Genomic DNA, 14,910 nt, shown 5'->3' with positions numbered 1-14,910 from the left:
AATGAAGCTGCCTCGGGTTCCGGTTAAACTCGACCCCCCGCCCGCTGGCGTCCTTGAACCCCCCAATGTCCGAAGATTCCCCTAGTAGCCCGCCGGAACGCCGCTCGTGGCTTGAACGCCTGAGCCAGGCCTTTTCCGGCGAACCCGAAACCCGCGAGGACCTGCTCGAGATCCTGCGCGAGGCCCAGGCCAACGGCCTGCTCGAGGCCGACACCCTGAAGATGCTCGAAGGCGCCCTGTCGGTGTCCGAACAGCAGGTCGGCGACATCATGGTGCCGCGTTCGCAGATGGTGTCCCTGCCCATCGACGCGAAGTTCCTGGACCTGATGAACCTGGTGGTCGAATCCGGCCACTCCCGCTTCCCCGTGCACGGCGAGGACCGCGACGAAATCCTGGGCATCCTGCTGGCCAAGGACCTGCTGCGCGGCATGGTCAGCGACGGCGGCCCCGGCAGCGTGCGCGAACTGCTGCGCCCGGCGGTGCTTATCCCCGAATCCAAGCGCCTGAACGTACTGCTCAAGGAATTCCGGCTCTCGCGCAACCACATGGCCATCGTCGTGGACGAACACGGCGGCGTCGCCGGCCTGGTCACCATCGAGGACGTGCTCGAGCAGATCGTCGGCGAGATCGACGACGAACACGACGAAGCCGACGAATCCAAGCTCATCGCCGCCCAGGCCGACGGCCAGTACCTGGTGGACGCGCTGACGCCGATCGAGGACTTCAACGAGCGTTTCGGCGCCGATTTCCCGGAAGACGAATACGACACCATCGGCGGCCTGGTCACCGCGGCCATCGGCCACCTGCCCGAGGCCGGCGAAGACCTGGCCCTGGGCCGCTTCCATTTCCGGGTCGGCCGCGCCGACCAGCGCCGGGTGCACACCTTCGTGGTCAGCGTGCATGGCGAAGACTGAGGGCCGGCGCCACGCCGCCTGGTGGCTGCTGTGCCTGCTGGCCTGGCTGTTGCCGGGCCTGGCGGGCGCCGCGCCGCGCATCGGCGTGCTGACCATGGAGCCGGGCGAAATCTTCTGGGAGCGCTTCGGCCACAACGCCATCGTCGTCGACGACCCGGCCGCGCCGGGGCCGCTGTCGTACAACTTCGGCTTCTTCGACCTCGAAGAACCGGGTTTTTACTGGAACTTCGTCCGGGGACGCATGGAATACCGCCTTGAAGTGCTCCCTGCGGCCAGCGACCTGGCTTATTACGAACGCACCGGGCGCGGCGCGGTGATCCAGTGGCTGGACCTGGCGCCGGAAGAGGCCAGGGCCATGGCCACGCGCCTGGCCGTGAACGCGCTTCCGGAAAACGCCCGCTACACCTACGACTATTACGAAGCCAATTGTTCCACGCGCGTTCGTGACGCCATCGATGAAGCCCTGGGTGGCCAGGTGCGCGCCCAGCTCAGCGGGCGCTCGCAGGGCAATACCTTCCGCAGCGAATCGGTGCGCCTGGCCGCGCCGGCGACCTGGATGGCGCTGGGATTCCACGTTGGCCTTTCCGGCTACGGCGACCGGCCACTGTCGCGCTGGGACGAGTCCTTCATCCCGATGCGCCTGCGCGACGCCCTTCGCGAAGTCAAACGCGCCGACGGACGCCCGCTGGTGCTGGCCGAAGAACAGCTGCTGCCGCACCGACTGGTGCCGCCGCCGGCCGAGGCGCCGCGGCTGCGCACCCAGGCATTCCTGGCCGGCCTGGTGCTGGCGGTCCTGGTGCTGGTCGCGGGCAAGCGGGCGCCGCGCGCCCTCGCCTCCGGCGCGCTGGTCTTCTGGCTGCTGGCCGGCGTGGCCGGCCTGGTCATGGCCTTCCTCTGGTTCGCCACGTCACACGTCGCCGCCCACGGCAACGAGAACCTCCTGCTGCTCAGCCCGCTGTGCCTGGGCCTGCTGCCCGGCGCCTGGGCCCGGCTGCGCGGCCGCGCCCCGTCGAAGCGATTCCGCGCCCTGCTCTGGCTGGTCGCCGGCAGCGCGGCGGTGGCGGGCTTCCTGAAGTTCCTGCCCTTCCTGCCGCAGCAGAACGTCGAATGGGTGCTGTTGCTGCTGCCGCTGCACTGGGCGCTGCTGCGCACGATGGACCCGAAGCGGGGTGACGAGGCACAGTAGGGCGCATGGACAAACCCGCCTCGCCCACCGTGGTCAACTGCGTGCGTTATGCCCGCGACGGGACCCGCTGCGACATCAGCCTCGACGCCATCAGCGACGTGCTGTCGGTGGACGACGGCAGCTTCGTCTGGGTGGGCCTGTACGAGCCGGCCCCGGAGCTGCTCGACAAGCTGCAGGAAGAATTCGGCCTGCACGACCTGGCCATCGAGGACGCCCAGCACGCCCACCAGCGACCCAAGATCGAGGCCTACGGCAATTCGCTCTTCATCGCCGTGCACACCGCCCAGGCGCAGGGCGGCAAGGTCAGCTTCGGCGAGACCCACATGTTCATCGGGCCGCGTTTCCTGGTGACGGTGCGGCACGGGTCCTCGCTGTCCTACAACGGGGTCCGCAGCCGGGTCGAACGCGAGCCCGAGCTGCTGGCCCTGGGACCGTCCTACGGGCTGTATGCGGTGCTTGATTTCATCGTCGACAACTACCTGCCGATCGTCGACGAGTTCAGGGAACAGCTCAATGCGCTGGAAAAGGACATCTTCGCCGAAACCTTCAGCCGCGAAACCGTGCGCAAGCTCTACGACCTCAAGCGCCGGGTCACCACGCTGCGCCTGGCGGTGGCGCCGATGCAGGACATCACCGGCCAGCTGACCCGCGTGCACACGCAGCTGGTCGGCGAGGAAATGCGCCTGTATTTCCGCGACGTCTACGACCACACCCTGCGCGTCAACGACGCCACCGACACGCTGCGCGAGATGCTGACCGCCGCGATGTCGGTGAACCTGGCCCTGGTCACCGTGTCCCAGGGTGAAGTGGTCAAGCGGCTCGCGGGCTGGGCCGCCCTGCTGGCGGCACCGACCCTGGTGGCCAGCTGGTATGGCATGAACTTCCCGCACATGCCGGAGTTCGCCGGGCGGATCGGCTACCCCGTGGTCGTGGGCGTGACCCTGGCGATCGTCGGCGGGCTGTTCGTCATGCTGCGCCGCGCCAAGTGGATCTGAGCCTCCACGACGCAGCTTGACGGAGGTCAAGGCGGTCCCGGCCCGCGGCCGGCACGATGCCTGCCATGGCCGCCATCCCTCCCTTCGACGCCGACCTGCTTCGCCGCTACGACCGGCCCGGTCCGCGCTACACGTCCTACCCGACCGCCCCGCAGTTCAAGCCGGGTTTCGGGGAGACCGACTTCGCCCGCGCCGCGCGCCTGAGCAACGACGACCCGATCCCGCGCCGGCTGTCGCTGTACGCGCATGTGCCGTTCTGCTTCAGCCCGTGCTTCTACTGCGGCTGCAACCGCATCATCACCCGCGACAAGGCGCGCGCCGGCACCTACCTTTCGCGCCTGGTGCGCGAGGTGGCGATGCTGGGCCCGCTGTTCGACCGCGACCGCGAGGTGCTGCAGGTGCACCTGGGCGGCGGCACCCCGAACTTCTTCACCGCCAGCCAGATCGGCGAGCTGCTCGAGAGCCTCAACACCCACTTCCGCTTCAGCCAGTCGCCCACCCGCGACTTCTCTATCGAACTCGACCCGCGCTTCGTCGACAAGGGCGACATCGAGGCCCTGGCCTTCATGGGCTTCAACCGGGCCAGCCTGGGCGTGCAGGATTTCGACCCGGCCGTGCAGGCCGCGGTGAACCGCATCCAGTCGGTCCAGGAGACCCAGGCCGTGATCGACGCCTGCCGCCAGCACGGATTCCGCTCGGTGAACGTGGACCTGATCTACGGCCTGCCGCTGCAGACCCGCGCCGGCTTCGGCAAGACCCTGGACACCGTCATCGTCACCCGGCCCGACCGCCTGGCCGTCTACAGCTATGCGCACATGCCGCAGCTGTTCCGGGCCCAGAAGCAGATCGAGGATTCCCAGCTGCCCAGCCCGGAAGACAAGCTGGGCCTGCTGCAACTGGCCATCGAAAAGCTCTCGGCCGCCGGCTACCGCTATGTCGGCATGGATCATTTCGCCCTGCCCGAGGACGACCTTTCCATAGCCCAGGAGCGCGGCGGCCTGCACCGCAATTTCATGGGCTACACCACCCATGCCGACTGCGACCTGATCGGCATGGGCGTCAGCGCCATCAGCCACGTCGGCGACACCTACAGCCAGAACCCGCGCGACCTGCCCAGCTGGGAAATCGCCATCGACAACGGCCACCTGCCGACCTGGCGGGGCATGGAGCTCGACGCCGACGACGTGCTGCGCGCCGACCTGATCCAGCAGCTGATGTGCCAGGGGGAAGTGGACATCCCGGCCCTGGAGGAGCGCCACGAGATCGATTTCGCCCGCTATTTCGCCGCCGACCTGGACCGGCTGGCGGCGCTCAAGGCCGACGGCCTGGTCGAAACCTCCCCCACCCGGATAACCGCCACCTCGCGCGGGCGCCTGCTGCTGCGTATCATTGCCGCATGTTTCGACCGCTACCTGCACCAGCCCCAGTCCGAGGCCGAGCCGACCCGGTTCTCCAAGGCCATCTGACCGCGCCGGGAACCGCTGCGTGAGCCCGACGGCCCGCCGGCCCCGGCACAATCCCATCGCCGACGACGGCGATGAACTGCGTTTCTGCAGCACCTGCGCGTTCTCCGACGCCTGCCTGTCGCAGGGGTACAACAAGTCGGACCTGATGGACCTGCACGTGCTGGTCGAACACATCGGCCCGTTCCACGAGGGCGAGCACATCTTCCGGGAAGGCGACGAGTTCAACGCCATCGCGGCGGTGCGCGCGGGCACCGTGAAGACCTACGTGCTCGACGCGGCCGGCCACGAGCAGGTGCTGGGTTTCCACCTGCCCGGCGAGATCATTGGCCTGAACGCCATCAGCGAGGCGCGCTACCCCTGCAACGCGGTGGCGCTGGACACGGTGATGCTGTGCCGGTTCTCGTTCCCGAAGATGGCCCTGCTGGCGACGCGCATGCCGGGGCTGCAGGCGCAGCTGTTCCGGCTGCTCAGCCAGGACATCGGCAAGGCGGCGCTGCTGGCCGGCGATTACACGGCCGACCAGCGCATGGCGGCCTTCCTGGTGGCGCTGTCGCGGCGCTTCGCCCAGCGCGGTTTTTCGGCGACACGCCTGCACCTGACGATGACCCGCACGGACATCGCCAACTACCTGCGCCTGGCACCGGAAACGGTCAGCCGGGTGCTGCGGCGCCTGCAGGAAGACGGCATGGTCAAGGTCGACCGCCGCGAACTCGAGATCCTCGACGCCGACCGCCTCGAAACCCTCGCCATGGCCGTCCTGCGCAACTAGCCGGCCGACTCTCGCCCTTGCGGAAGGGCCTTGGCCTTCGGCCAAGCGAAGCGCCGTAACCGCAGCTGCCGCGAGTGGAGGCGCCGCGCCTTCGCCCCGACCGACACGCCGCAAGTACGTCCATGTAGGCTCCTCGTCGACATCCATGTCTCCGAGGGTCGGCCGGGGCGAAGGCGCGACACCTCCTCAACGCCATGTCGTGGCCGATGGGAAAGCGGCTTGTCGGCAAATCGGGGCGATGGCCTGAGCTTGCGGCGCGAGCGGGTGGTGCGCTCTTGACCTCCTGGCGGCCCCGACGTTCATTCCAGGAGGTAGCGTGCCTCTGCCCTGGCCGACTCTCGGAGACATGGATGTCGACGAGAAGCCCCCATGGATGGGTTCACGGCGTGTCGGTCAGGGCAGAGGCACGCTGCCTCCACTCGCGAAATCAACGGGCGCGACACTTGGCCAAAGGCCAAGGCCTTCCCACAAGGGCAAAGGGCGGGGTCGCTTGACCTGCGTCAGTGACCGGGGCGCGGCCGATCCGGACCATGGCGGCATCCTGTCAGGAGAGCCGTCATGAGCAGCACCAAGAAACTGTGGTTGGGCCTAGCCGCCCTGCTGGTGGTTTCGTTCACCGCCCTGCTGTGGGTGGGCAGCGAGATCCACCGCGTCATGCCACCCATCCCGGAACAGGTGCTCACCACCTCCGGCGAAGTGGTCTTCACCCGCGAAGACATCCAGACCGGCCGCGTCGTCTGGCAGTCCATCGGTGGCCAGCAGTTGGGTTCGATCTGGGGCCACGGCGGTTACGTCGCTCCCGACTGGACCGCCGACTGGCTGCACCGCGAGGCCGTCGACATCGTCGACCGCTGGGCCCGCGCCGAATTTTCCGCACCCGGCTTCGAATCCCTGGGCAAGGCCGAGCAGGCCATGCTCGAGGCCCGGTTGCAGGAAATGCTGCGCACCAACACCTTCGACGAGGCCAACGGCACCATCGTCATCGACGACGACCGCCTTGCGGCGATCAACAACGTCTCGGCGCATTACCAGAGCCTGTTCAGCAACGACCCGGCCACCAAGTCGCTGCGCGAAGCCTACGCGATGAAGGACGCCACCGTCGCCGACGCCGAACACCGCCGGCAGATGACCGCCTTCTACTGGTGGACGTCCTGGACCGCGGTCACCCAGCGCCCGGGCAAGGAAATCAGCTACACCAACAACTGGCCTTATGACCCGCTGGTGGGCAACGAACCCCCGTCGAACCTGCTGATGTGGACCGTGTTCAGCGTGCTGTTCCTGATCGCCGGCATCGCCCTGCTGGGCTGGCACTACGCCGTCAACCACGAACGCGACGAGGAGCCGCAGCTGCCGCTGACCGATCCGCTGGCGGACGTGAAGGTGACGCCGTCGATGAAGGCCACGGCCAAGTATTTCTGGGTGGTGATCGCACTGTTCCTGGCCCAGATCCTGCTGGGCGCGATGACCGCGCACTACCAGGTCGAGGGCCAGGACTTCTACGGCTTCGCGCTGTCCGAGATCCTGCCCTACTCGCTTACCCGCACCTGGCACACGCAGCTGGCGGTGCTGTGGATCGCCACCGCCTGGCTGGGCATGGGCCTGTACATCGGGCCGGCGATTTCCGGGCATGAACCCAAGTACCAGGCACTGGGCGTCAACGTGCTCTGGGTCTGCCTGATCATCATCGTGGTCGGCTCCTTCGCGGGCCAGTGGTTCGCGGTGATGCAGAAGCTGGGCCTGGAACACAACTTCTGGTTTGGCCACCAGGGCTGGGAATACGTGGACCTGGGCCGGTTCTGGCAGTGGTTCCTGTTCCTGGGCCTGGGCATCTGGCTCACCCTGGTCGGCAGGTGCCTGGTCCCGGCGATCCGCATGGGCGGTGAATCGAAATCCATCACCACCCTGCTGTTCCTTTCCACCGTGGCGATCGGCCTGTTCTATGGCGCCGGCCTGCTGTGGGGAGAGCACACCCACCTGTCGATGGTCGAATACTGGCGCTGGTGGGTGGTGCACCTGTGGGTCGAGGGCTTCTTCGAAGTGTTCGCCACGGCGGTCATCGCCTTCCTGTTCACCAAGCTGGGCCTGATCAAGACCAGCACGGCCACGGTGGCGGTGCTGTTCGCCACCATCGTGTTCATGGCCGGCGGCGTGCTCGGCACCCTGCACCACCTGTACTTCACCGGCACCCCGACCGCGGTGATCGCGATCGGCGCCTCGTTCTCCGCGCTTGAAGTGGTGCCGCTGGCCTACATCGGCTTCGAGGCCTACCACACCTTCAAGCTGGGCAAGGCGACGCCGTGGATGCAGCGCTACAAGTGGCCGATCCTGTTCTTCGTGGCGGTCGCGTTCTGGAACCTGGTGGGCGCCGGCCTGTTCGGCTTCCTCATCAACCCGCCGCTGCCGCTGTACTACATGCAGGGCCTGAACCTGACCCCGCTGCACGGCCACACCGCACTGTTCGGCGTCTACGGCATGCTCGGCATCGGCCTGATGCTGTTCTGCCTGCGCGGCATGAAGCCGCAGGCGATCTGGCCCGAGGCGCCGCTGCGCACCGCGTTCTGGTCGCTCAACATCGGCCTGTCCGGCATGGCGCTGTTCACCCTGCTTCCGCTGGGCATCCTGCAGGTCAACGCGGCGATGAACCACGGCTACTGGTTCGCCCGCTCGGCCGAGTTCATGCAGCAGCCGATCGTGGACATGCTGGTGTGGATGCGCGTGCCGGGCGACACGATCTTCAGCGTCGGCGCCCTGGCCCTGGCCTGGTTCGTGCTGCGGCTGTGGATCGCCCCGAAATCGGCACCTGTGCCGGTGGACGGAGCGACCGAATCGGCGCGCTGATCCTTCAATTCTCCGATGCGTGATGTTCGGGGCCACTTCGGTGGCCCCTTTTTTTTGCCCGTCCCCGTTGCGAATGACTTGCGTCAAGGCGACAACTTCGCGGGCGCCTCACCATTCCCGCATGGCTGACACGAAGACCCCGAACCCGTTCCCGCTGGCGGCCATCGCCGCTGCGCCGCACCGCCTGCTGTTCTTCATCGGCGCCGCCAACGTGCTGGCGGCCATGGCCTGGTGGACCGGCTGGCTGGGCGGCCTGCTGCCCACGCCGACGGTGCCGGCGGGCTGGATGCACGCCTTCGTCATGCAGTACCAGGTGCTGCCGACCTTCATCTTCGGCTTCCTGCTGACCGTGTTCCCGCGCTGGATGGCGCAGACCGACGCCAGCCGCTGGCACTACCTGCCGGTGGGCCTGGGCCTGGTGCTGGGCCAGGTGCTGACCCTGGCCGGGCTGCTGGCGGGCTCGGCGCTGCTGCTGCACATCGGCGTGGTGAACACCCTGGCCGGCTGGATCGCCGCCATGGCGGTGCTGGCCGGCTGGCTGCTGCGCGACCGCAGCGGCAACTGGCACGCCCTGTCCTGCTTCGCCGGCCTGCTGATGGGGCTGGCGGGGCTGCTTTGTTTCGTCGCCTACCTGCACCTGCCGCAGGAGCCGCGCCTGGCCTTCGCGATGCTCAAGATCGGCACCTTCGGGCTGCTGGTGCCGGTCTATGCGACGGTGGCGCACCGCATGTTCCCGTTTTTCGCCGGCAACGCGGTGGCCGGCTACCGGCCGTGGCGGCCGATGTGGCTGCTGGCCGCCAGTTGGCCGCTGTGGCTGGGCCACCTGGCGCTGGAGCTGGCGCATCTGTACCAGTGGCTGTGGCTGGTCGACCTGCCGCTGCTGGCGGTCACTGGCCTGGCGCTGTGGCGCTGGTGGCCGCGTGGCAAGGCACCGCCGCTGCTGCGCGTGCTGTTCATCGGCTACGCCTGGCTGCCGATCGCGCTGGCCCTGTACGCCGCGCAGAGCCTGTGGTTCCTGGGCACCGGCGAATTCACCCTGGGCCGCGGGCCGGTGCACGCCGTGTCCATCGGCTTCTTCGGCAGCCTGCTGGTGGCGATGGTGACGCGGGTCACCCAGGGCCACTCGGGCCGGCCGCTGGTGCTGGGCAAGGTGCCGGCGCTGGCCTTCATCGGCATGCAGGCCGTGGCCGTGCTGCGGGTCGGCTCGGAGTTCGCCGCCAATCCGGCGCCCTGGTTCCTGGTCGCAAGCGTCGGCTGGGTCGTGGTGTTCCTGCCCTGGGCGCTGCGTTCGCTTTGGATCTACGCCACCCCGCGCGCCGACGGCCGCCCGGGCTGAGGAGCTTTCGATGATCGAGTTCTACTTCCAGATAAAGATGGTGCACATCGCCGCGGTGCTGGCCAGCGTCGGCCTGTTCGCGGTGCGCGGCGCGCTGGTGCTGGGCGGCGTGAAGTGGGCGATGGCGGCGCCGCTGCGCTACCTCAGCTACACCATCGACACCACCCTGCTGACGGCCGCGCTGATGCTGCTGACCGCGCTCAAGCTCAACCCCTTCGTGGTGCCCTGGCTGTCGGTGAAGCTGGTGCTGCTGGTGCTGTACGTGGTGCTGGGCAGCCTGGCGCTCAAGCGCGCGCGCAGCCAGCGGTCGCGGGCGCTGTTCTACGTGGCGGCGCTGGCGACCTTCGCCTTCATGTACTTCGTGGCGCGCGCCCATCATCCGCTGGGCATCCTGCAGGGGCTGGCGGCATGACCTCGCCGACTATCCATCCCTGTTTCCTGGGTCCCTACGGCGAAAACGACGCCCTGCTGGAAAAACTCGTCGTCGAATTCCTGCGCGACCACGTTTACTGGCGGCGCAACTTCCACCCCGAGGATCCGCCGGCGATTCCCACCGGCGCCGCCGGCGAGCCGGCCTACCGCGACTTCGAGGCGCGCATGCGCCGGGAGCTGCATGCGCTGTCGGCCTCGCTCAAGCGTTCGGTGCCCTTCCACAGCCCGCGCTACATCGGCCACATGGTGTCGGACCTGCTGCTGCCCGGGCTGGCGGCGCAGTTCCTCACCCTGCCCTACAACCCGAACAACGTCAGCATCGACGCAGCGCCGGTGACGATCGACATGGAGCTCAAGGCCGGGCTGCAGCTGGCGCGGATGTTCGGCTTCGTCGACGACCCGGCGCGGCCCGACTGCGCCTTCGGCCACCTCACCTCCGGCGGCACCCTGGCCAACTTCCAGGCGCTGCGCCTGGCCCTGGCCTGCAAGGCCTTCCCGGTGGCGCTGCGGGCGGCGGCGCCGCCCGGCATCGACCTGCCCGACGACGACTGGAGCGCCTTCAACCTGTCCGCGTCCGCCGTGGTGGCGCTGGTGGACCAGTGGAACGCCTTCCTGGCCAGCCACCCGCCACGCGAACGCCGCCGCTGGCGCGCGCAGCTGGCCGCACACCGGCTGGAAACCCTGGGCCTGGCCGACTTCCTCGACCGCCACGCGGACCTTGGCTCGCCGCGCGTGTTCGCGCCGGTCACCGCCCACTACTCCTGGTCCAAGGGCATGAAGCTGATGGGCCTGGGCCGCGCCCAGCTCGAACTGGTGCCCGAGCGCGGCATGCGCACCGACACCGATGCGCTCGAACAAATGCTGGCGCGCTGCCAGCGTGAACGCCAGCCGGTGCTGATGGTGGTGGGCGTGCTGGGCAGCACCGAGTTCGGCACCATCGACCCGCTGCATGACCTGGTGGACGCGCGCGACCGCTGGGCCGATGCCGGCCTGGGTTTCGCGGTGCACGTGGACGCGGCCTGGGGCGGCTACCTGTGCACCCTGTTCCGCAAGCCCGACGGCAGCCTGCGCCCGATCCAGGACATGCGCGAAGAGTTCCGCGACTTCCCGGCGCCGGAAGTGCACGCCGCCGTGGCGGCGCTGGGCCGGGTCGATTCGATCACGGTCGACCCGCACAAGCTCGGCTACATCCCCTACGGCGCCGGCGCCTTCCTGTGCCGCGACCAGCGGACCATGCAGCTGCTGGCCGAGGATGCCGACTACGTCTTCAGCACCGAAGAAACGCCCGACTACTTCCAGCGCTTCCGCCAGCTCGGCCGCTACATCCCGGAAGGCTCCAAACCCGGCGCGGCCGCGGCCGCCGTCTACGTCACCCACCAGGTACTGCCGCTGGACCACGAAAACTTCGGCGCCCTGCCCCGCGAATCCATCGTCGCCACCGAAGCCTTCCGCACCGCCGCCACCCGCTTCGCGGCGCGCCTGGAAGGGCGCCTGGTCTGCAAGGTTCCGTTCGAGCCCGATTCGAACCTGATCTGCCTGGCGCTCAATCCCGCCGGCAACACCGACGTGGCCACGATGAACGGCTTCGTGCGCGCGCTGCATCGCAGCCTGAGCTACGACCCGCGCCAGCCGGTGCAGGCGCGCGAGTTCTTCGGCTCGATGACCACGCTGCGCCCGGAAGTGATGGGCGCCGAGGAAACCACGCGCGCGCTCGAAGCCCTGGGCCTGGACCCGGCCACGCTCGACGCCGGCGGCGAAGACGACGACCGCCTGGTGATCCTGCGCCATACGCTGATGAATCCCTTCCTGCTCGACACCGGCAACGGCATCAGCTACCTGGAGATGTATTTCGACTACCTCGAACGCCAGGCCATGGCGCTCATCGCCGCGGTACCGGCATGAGCACCGACCGCGCCTGGCTCAAGCAGGCCCTGGCCTGCCTGGCGCAGGAGGCCGCACGCTCGGCCGACACCCACCTGCTGCGCCTGGACCTGCCCGCCTTCCCGGGCATCCGCTTCTACTTCAAGGACGAAGCCGCGCATCCCACCGGCAGCCTCAAGCACCGGCTGGCGCGTTCCCTGTACCTGTACGCGCTGTGCAACGGCCGCCTGCGCGCGGGCCAGGGCGTCATCGATGCCTCGTCGGGCAGCACGGCGATTTCCGAAGCCTGGTTCGCGCGCCTGCTTGGGCTGCGCTTCCAGGCGGTGATGCCGGACTGCACCGCGCCGGCCAAGGTGCGCCTGATCCACTCGCTGGGCGCCGAATGCGTGCTGCTGCCGCCGGGGCTGGACGCCAGCGAAGTCGCGCGCGATCGGGCCACCGCCGAAGGCCTGTGCTACCTCGACCAGTTCGGCCTGGCCGAACGCGCCACCGACTGGCGCGGCAACAACAACATCGCCGAGTCGATCCTGGCGCAGATGGCGCTCGAACCCGACCCCGAACCGGCCTGGGTGGTCTGCGGCGCCGGCACCGGCGGCACCTCGGCCACGCTCGGGCGCTACCTGCGCTATCGCCGGCTCGACAGCCGCGTCTGCGTGGCCGAGCCGACCGGCGGCGCCTTCGCCGAAGGCTGGCGCACGCGCGACCCCAAGGCCGTGGCCAGCCAGCGCACGCTGGTCGAAGGCATCGGCCGCAGCCACGCGGAACCCGGCTTTCTCTACGACGTGGTCGATGCCGTCGAAGAAGTCGACGACGCCGATTCCATCGCCGCCTGCTGGTGGCTGGAAGGTGCGCTGGGCCGGCGCTACGGCGGCAGTTCGGGCACCAACCTGGTGGCCTGCCTGCGACTGGCCGCCGGCATGCGCGAACGCGGTGAACGCGGCGCCATCGTCAGCCTGCTCTGCGACCGCGGCGAGCGGTATGCCGAAACCCTGTTCGACGCAGGCTGGCTGGCGCGGCAGGGCATCGGCCTCGCCGCAGCCCAAACGGCATTGCTGGCGCGGCTGGCTTCGTGAGCCACCACGACCTGCGCTCCTTCCTCGGCGACCTGTCGCGCCGCGGCCAGCTGCGCGAGATCGGGGCGCCGGTGGACCCCGAGCTCGAAAGCACCGCGCTTTGCCGGCTTGCCCTGCAGCAGGGCGGCCCGGCGCTGCTGATGCGCAACCCGGTCGGGTCGCGGCACCCGCTGCTTGGCAACCTGTTCGGTCACCGCGACCGCATCGAACTGGCGCTGGGCGGCCGGCCCCTGGCCTCGCTGCGCGAGCTGGGCGAACTGCTGGCCTCGATCAAGGAACCCCGCTGGCCATCGAGCCTGCGCCAGGCGCTGGCGACCTGGCCGGAGCTGGCGCAGCTGGCGCACGTGGCCCCGAAGCCGACCCACGAGGCGGGGTTCAACGACATCGTGCTCGAGAACGATGACATCGACCTGGGCACGCTGCCGATCCAGCGCTGCTGGCCCGGGGACGTTGCCCGGCTCATCACCTTCGGCCTGGTGGTCACGCGCGGCACGCGCCAGCCGCGGCAGAACGTGGCCATCTACCGGCAGCAGCTGGTCGGCCGCAACCGGGTGGTCATGCGCTGGCTTCCGCACCGCGGCGGCGCGCTGGATTTCGCCGATTTCCGGGCTGCGTTTCCCGGCAAGCCCTTCCCGGTGCTGGTGGCGATCGGCGCCGACCCGGCGACCATGCTGGCGGCGGTGGCGCCGGTACCCGACACGCTGTCGGAATACGAGTTCGCCGGACTGCTGCGGGGCGCGCGCACGCGCGTCTGGCACAGCGCGTTGACCGGACTGGACGCGCCGGCCGGCGCGGAAATCGTGCTCGAAGGTTTCATTGAACCTGGCGACACCGCCATCGAAGGCCCCTTCGGCGACCACACCGGCTACTACAACGCCCAGGGCGAGTTCCCCGTCTTCACCGTCAAACGGCTGCGCATGCGCCGCGACGCGATCTACCACGGCAGTTACATGGGCCGGGCGCCCGGGGACGAGCCGTCGGTGCTGAGTTCGGCGCTCAACGAGGTATTCGTGCCGATCCTGCGCAAGGTGTTCCCGGAGATCGTGGATTTCTACCTGCCGCCGGAAGCCTGTTCCTATCGCATCGCGGTGGTCGGCATCCGCAAGCAGTACCCCGGGCACGCGCGCCGGATCATGATGGGCATCTGGTCCTACCTGCGCCAGTTCACCTACACCAAGTTCGTGATCGTCACCGACGACGACATCGACGTGCGCGACTGGTCGCAGGTGCTCTGGGCCCTGTCCACGCGCGTGGACCCCGCGCGCGACAGCCTGCTGGTGGAAAACACGCCGATCGACTACCTCGACTTCTCCAGCCCGGTGCCCAACCTGGGTTCGAAGCTGGGCCTGGACGCCACGCGCAAGCTGCCGGGCGAGACCAGCCGACCCTGGAGCGAGCCGATCGTGCCCGACCCGGCCATCGAACGCCGGGTTCAGTCGCTCTGGGACGCGCTCCAGGCCGGGTCGTCGAACAGCAGCGGATAGCGGGCGACCACGGCCTGCAGTTCCGCCAGCGCGTCCGCGTCGAAGCCGGATTCGGAAAGGGTGTTGCTGGCCACCAGCACGCGCGCCAGCAGCGGGTGCAGCGCGGCGTCGGGCTCGGGATCGAGCTTGCACTGGGCGAACATCATGTCCACGGCCGACTTGAGTTCCGCGGCGATGTTGCGTACCTGGGCGTCATCGAGATGGGCGTGGCTGCCGTGGTCCAGCGTCGCCGTGGCCGCGCGCACGCGCTGCATGCCGCGGCTCAGGGGCGCGTCAGGTGTCCAGCGGCGGGCAGGAAGCGCTTCGTCGACGGCGCCGTGCGCGGCATGCGACGCGTGCACGTCCCCGGCCGCGGCCTGGGCGGGGGCATGTTCCCGATGGGCGGGTGCCGTTTCGTTGCAGACCGCCAGTGCCGGGACGAAGCCCAGAACGACGGCGAGCAGGGTGTTCCGGGGGAATCGAATCATGGGGTCACTTCCGGGTGCGGGAGACGGTTTCCCATCCTCACCTCCTCCGACCCAATGCGAACTGACCCA

Annotated in this window: 12 protein-coding genes; 11 read left to right on the top strand and 1 reads right to left on the bottom strand. The window is 68.9% G+C overall.

Annotation, left to right across the window (positions count from 1 at the left end; genetic code table 11):
- Nucleotides 1-65: 65 nt before the first annotated feature.
- The 11 genes from IEX13_RS01765 (at nucleotide 66) to IEX13_RS01715 (ending at nucleotide 14,374) form a co-directional block, all read left to right on the top strand.
- Nucleotides 66-914, top strand: a complete 849-nt coding sequence (locus tag IEX13_RS01765) for a CorC family transporter (protein ID WP_188660529.1) — start codon at nucleotides 66-68, stop codon at nucleotides 912-914.
- On the top strand, nucleotides 901-2,100 hold the full coding sequence (locus tag IEX13_RS01760) for a lipoprotein N-acyltransferase Lnb domain-containing protein (protein WP_188660525.1): 1,200 nt from the start codon (nucleotides 901-903) through the stop codon (nucleotides 2,098-2,100). The genes IEX13_RS01765 and IEX13_RS01760 overlap by 14 nt, the downstream gene beginning before the upstream one ends.
- Before the next feature lie 5 nt (nucleotides 2,101-2,105).
- Nucleotides 2,106-3,095, top strand: a complete 990-nt coding sequence (gene corA, locus IEX13_RS01755) for a magnesium/cobalt transporter CorA (protein ID WP_188660522.1) — start codon at nucleotides 2,106-2,108, stop codon at nucleotides 3,093-3,095.
- Between the two features lie 65 nt (nucleotides 3,096-3,160).
- Nucleotides 3,161-4,561 (top strand): oxygen-independent coproporphyrinogen III oxidase, encoded by a 1,401-nt coding sequence (hemN, locus tag IEX13_RS01750; protein ID WP_188660519.1) that lies wholly within the window; start codon nucleotides 3,161-3,163, stop codon nucleotides 4,559-4,561.
- Nucleotides 4,562-4,580: 19 nt separating this feature from the next.
- On the top strand, nucleotides 4,581-5,330 hold the full coding sequence (locus IEX13_RS01745) for a helix-turn-helix domain-containing protein (RefSeq protein WP_229668418.1): 750 nt from the start codon (nucleotides 4,581-4,583) through the stop codon (nucleotides 5,328-5,330).
- A 558-nt stretch (nucleotides 5,331-5,888) separates the two neighbouring features.
- On the top strand, nucleotides 5,889-8,168 hold the full coding sequence (locus IEX13_RS01740; protein WP_188660516.1) for a nitric-oxide reductase large subunit: 2,280 nt from the start codon (nucleotides 5,889-5,891) through the stop codon (nucleotides 8,166-8,168).
- 121 nt (nucleotides 8,169-8,289) lie between these two features.
- On the top strand, nucleotides 8,290-9,504 hold the full coding sequence (locus IEX13_RS01735; protein ID WP_229668417.1) for an NnrS family protein: 1,215 nt from the start codon (nucleotides 8,290-8,292) through the stop codon (nucleotides 9,502-9,504).
- A gap of 10 nt (nucleotides 9,505-9,514) precedes the next feature.
- Nucleotides 9,515-9,916 (top strand): SirB2 family protein, encoded by a 402-nt coding sequence (locus IEX13_RS01730; protein ID WP_188660510.1) that lies wholly within the window; start codon nucleotides 9,515-9,517, stop codon nucleotides 9,914-9,916.
- Nucleotides 9,913-11,838 carry a pyridoxal phosphate-dependent decarboxylase family protein gene (locus IEX13_RS01725; RefSeq protein ID WP_188660507.1) on the top strand — a complete coding sequence of 642 codons (1,926 nt, stop codon included), beginning with the start codon at nucleotides 9,913-9,915 and terminating at the stop codon, nucleotides 11,836-11,838. The genes IEX13_RS01730 and IEX13_RS01725 overlap by 4 nt, the downstream gene beginning before the upstream one ends.
- Nucleotides 11,835-12,890, top strand: coding sequence for a PLP-dependent cysteine synthase family protein (locus tag IEX13_RS01720; RefSeq protein WP_188660505.1), 1,056 nt, complete (start codon nucleotides 11,835-11,837; stop codon nucleotides 12,888-12,890). The genes IEX13_RS01725 and IEX13_RS01720 overlap by 4 nt, the downstream gene beginning before the upstream one ends.
- Nucleotides 12,887-14,374, top strand: coding sequence for a UbiD family decarboxylase (locus IEX13_RS01715; RefSeq protein WP_188660502.1), 1,488 nt, complete (start codon nucleotides 12,887-12,889; stop codon nucleotides 14,372-14,374). Before IEX13_RS01720 ends, IEX13_RS01715 begins: the two co-directional genes overlap by 4 nt.
- Here the strand turns inward: IEX13_RS01715 and IEX13_RS01710 are convergent.
- Nucleotides 14,323-14,841 (bottom strand): DnrO protein, encoded by a 519-nt coding sequence (locus IEX13_RS01710; protein ID WP_188660500.1) that lies wholly within the window; start codon nucleotides 14,839-14,841, stop codon nucleotides 14,323-14,325. The two genes, IEX13_RS01715 and IEX13_RS01710, sit on opposite strands and share 52 nt — an antisense overlap.
- Nucleotides 14,842-14,910: the final 69 nt, after the last annotated feature.

This window comes from Arenimonas soli (assembly GCF_014643775.1).
Taxonomy (GTDB): Bacteria; Pseudomonadota; Gammaproteobacteria; order Xanthomonadales; family Xanthomonadaceae; genus Arenimonas; species Arenimonas soli.
The sequence above is the reverse complement of the archived record's forward strand: the minus strand, read 5'-3'. Positions and strand labels throughout refer to the sequence as shown.

What these genes read in the sequence shown, in the direction of transcription:
- IEX13_RS01720 (WP_188660505.1), top strand. Translation starts at nt 11,835, where the DNA reads ATGAGCACCGACCGCGCCTGGCTCAAGCAGGCCCTGGCCTGCCTGGCG.
- corA (WP_188660522.1), top strand. Translation starts at nt 2,106, where the DNA reads ATGGACAAACCCGCCTCGCCCACCGTGGTCAACTGCGTGCGTTATGCC.
- IEX13_RS01735 (WP_229668417.1), top strand. Translation starts at nt 8,290, where the DNA reads ATGGCTGACACGAAGACCCCGAACCCGTTCCCGCTGGCGGCCATCGCC.
- IEX13_RS01710 (WP_188660500.1), bottom strand. Translation starts at nt 14,841, where the DNA reads ATGATTCGATTCCCCCGGAACACCCTGCTCGCCGTCGTTCTGGGCTTC.
- IEX13_RS01765 (WP_188660529.1), top strand. Translation starts at nt 66, where the DNA reads ATGTCCGAAGATTCCCCTAGTAGCCCGCCGGAACGCCGCTCGTGGCTT.
- IEX13_RS01725 (WP_188660507.1), top strand. Translation starts at nt 9,913, where the DNA reads ATGACCTCGCCGACTATCCATCCCTGTTTCCTGGGTCCCTACGGCGAA.
- IEX13_RS01740 (WP_188660516.1), top strand. Translation starts at nt 5,889, where the DNA reads ATGAGCAGCACCAAGAAACTGTGGTTGGGCCTAGCCGCCCTGCTGGTG.
- IEX13_RS01730 (WP_188660510.1), top strand. Translation starts at nt 9,515, where the DNA reads ATGATCGAGTTCTACTTCCAGATAAAGATGGTGCACATCGCCGCGGTG.
- IEX13_RS01760 (WP_188660525.1), top strand. Translation starts at nt 901, where the DNA reads ATGGCGAAGACTGAGGGCCGGCGCCACGCCGCCTGGTGGCTGCTGTGC.
- hemN (WP_188660519.1), top strand. Translation starts at nt 3,161, where the DNA reads ATGGCCGCCATCCCTCCCTTCGACGCCGACCTGCTTCGCCGCTACGAC.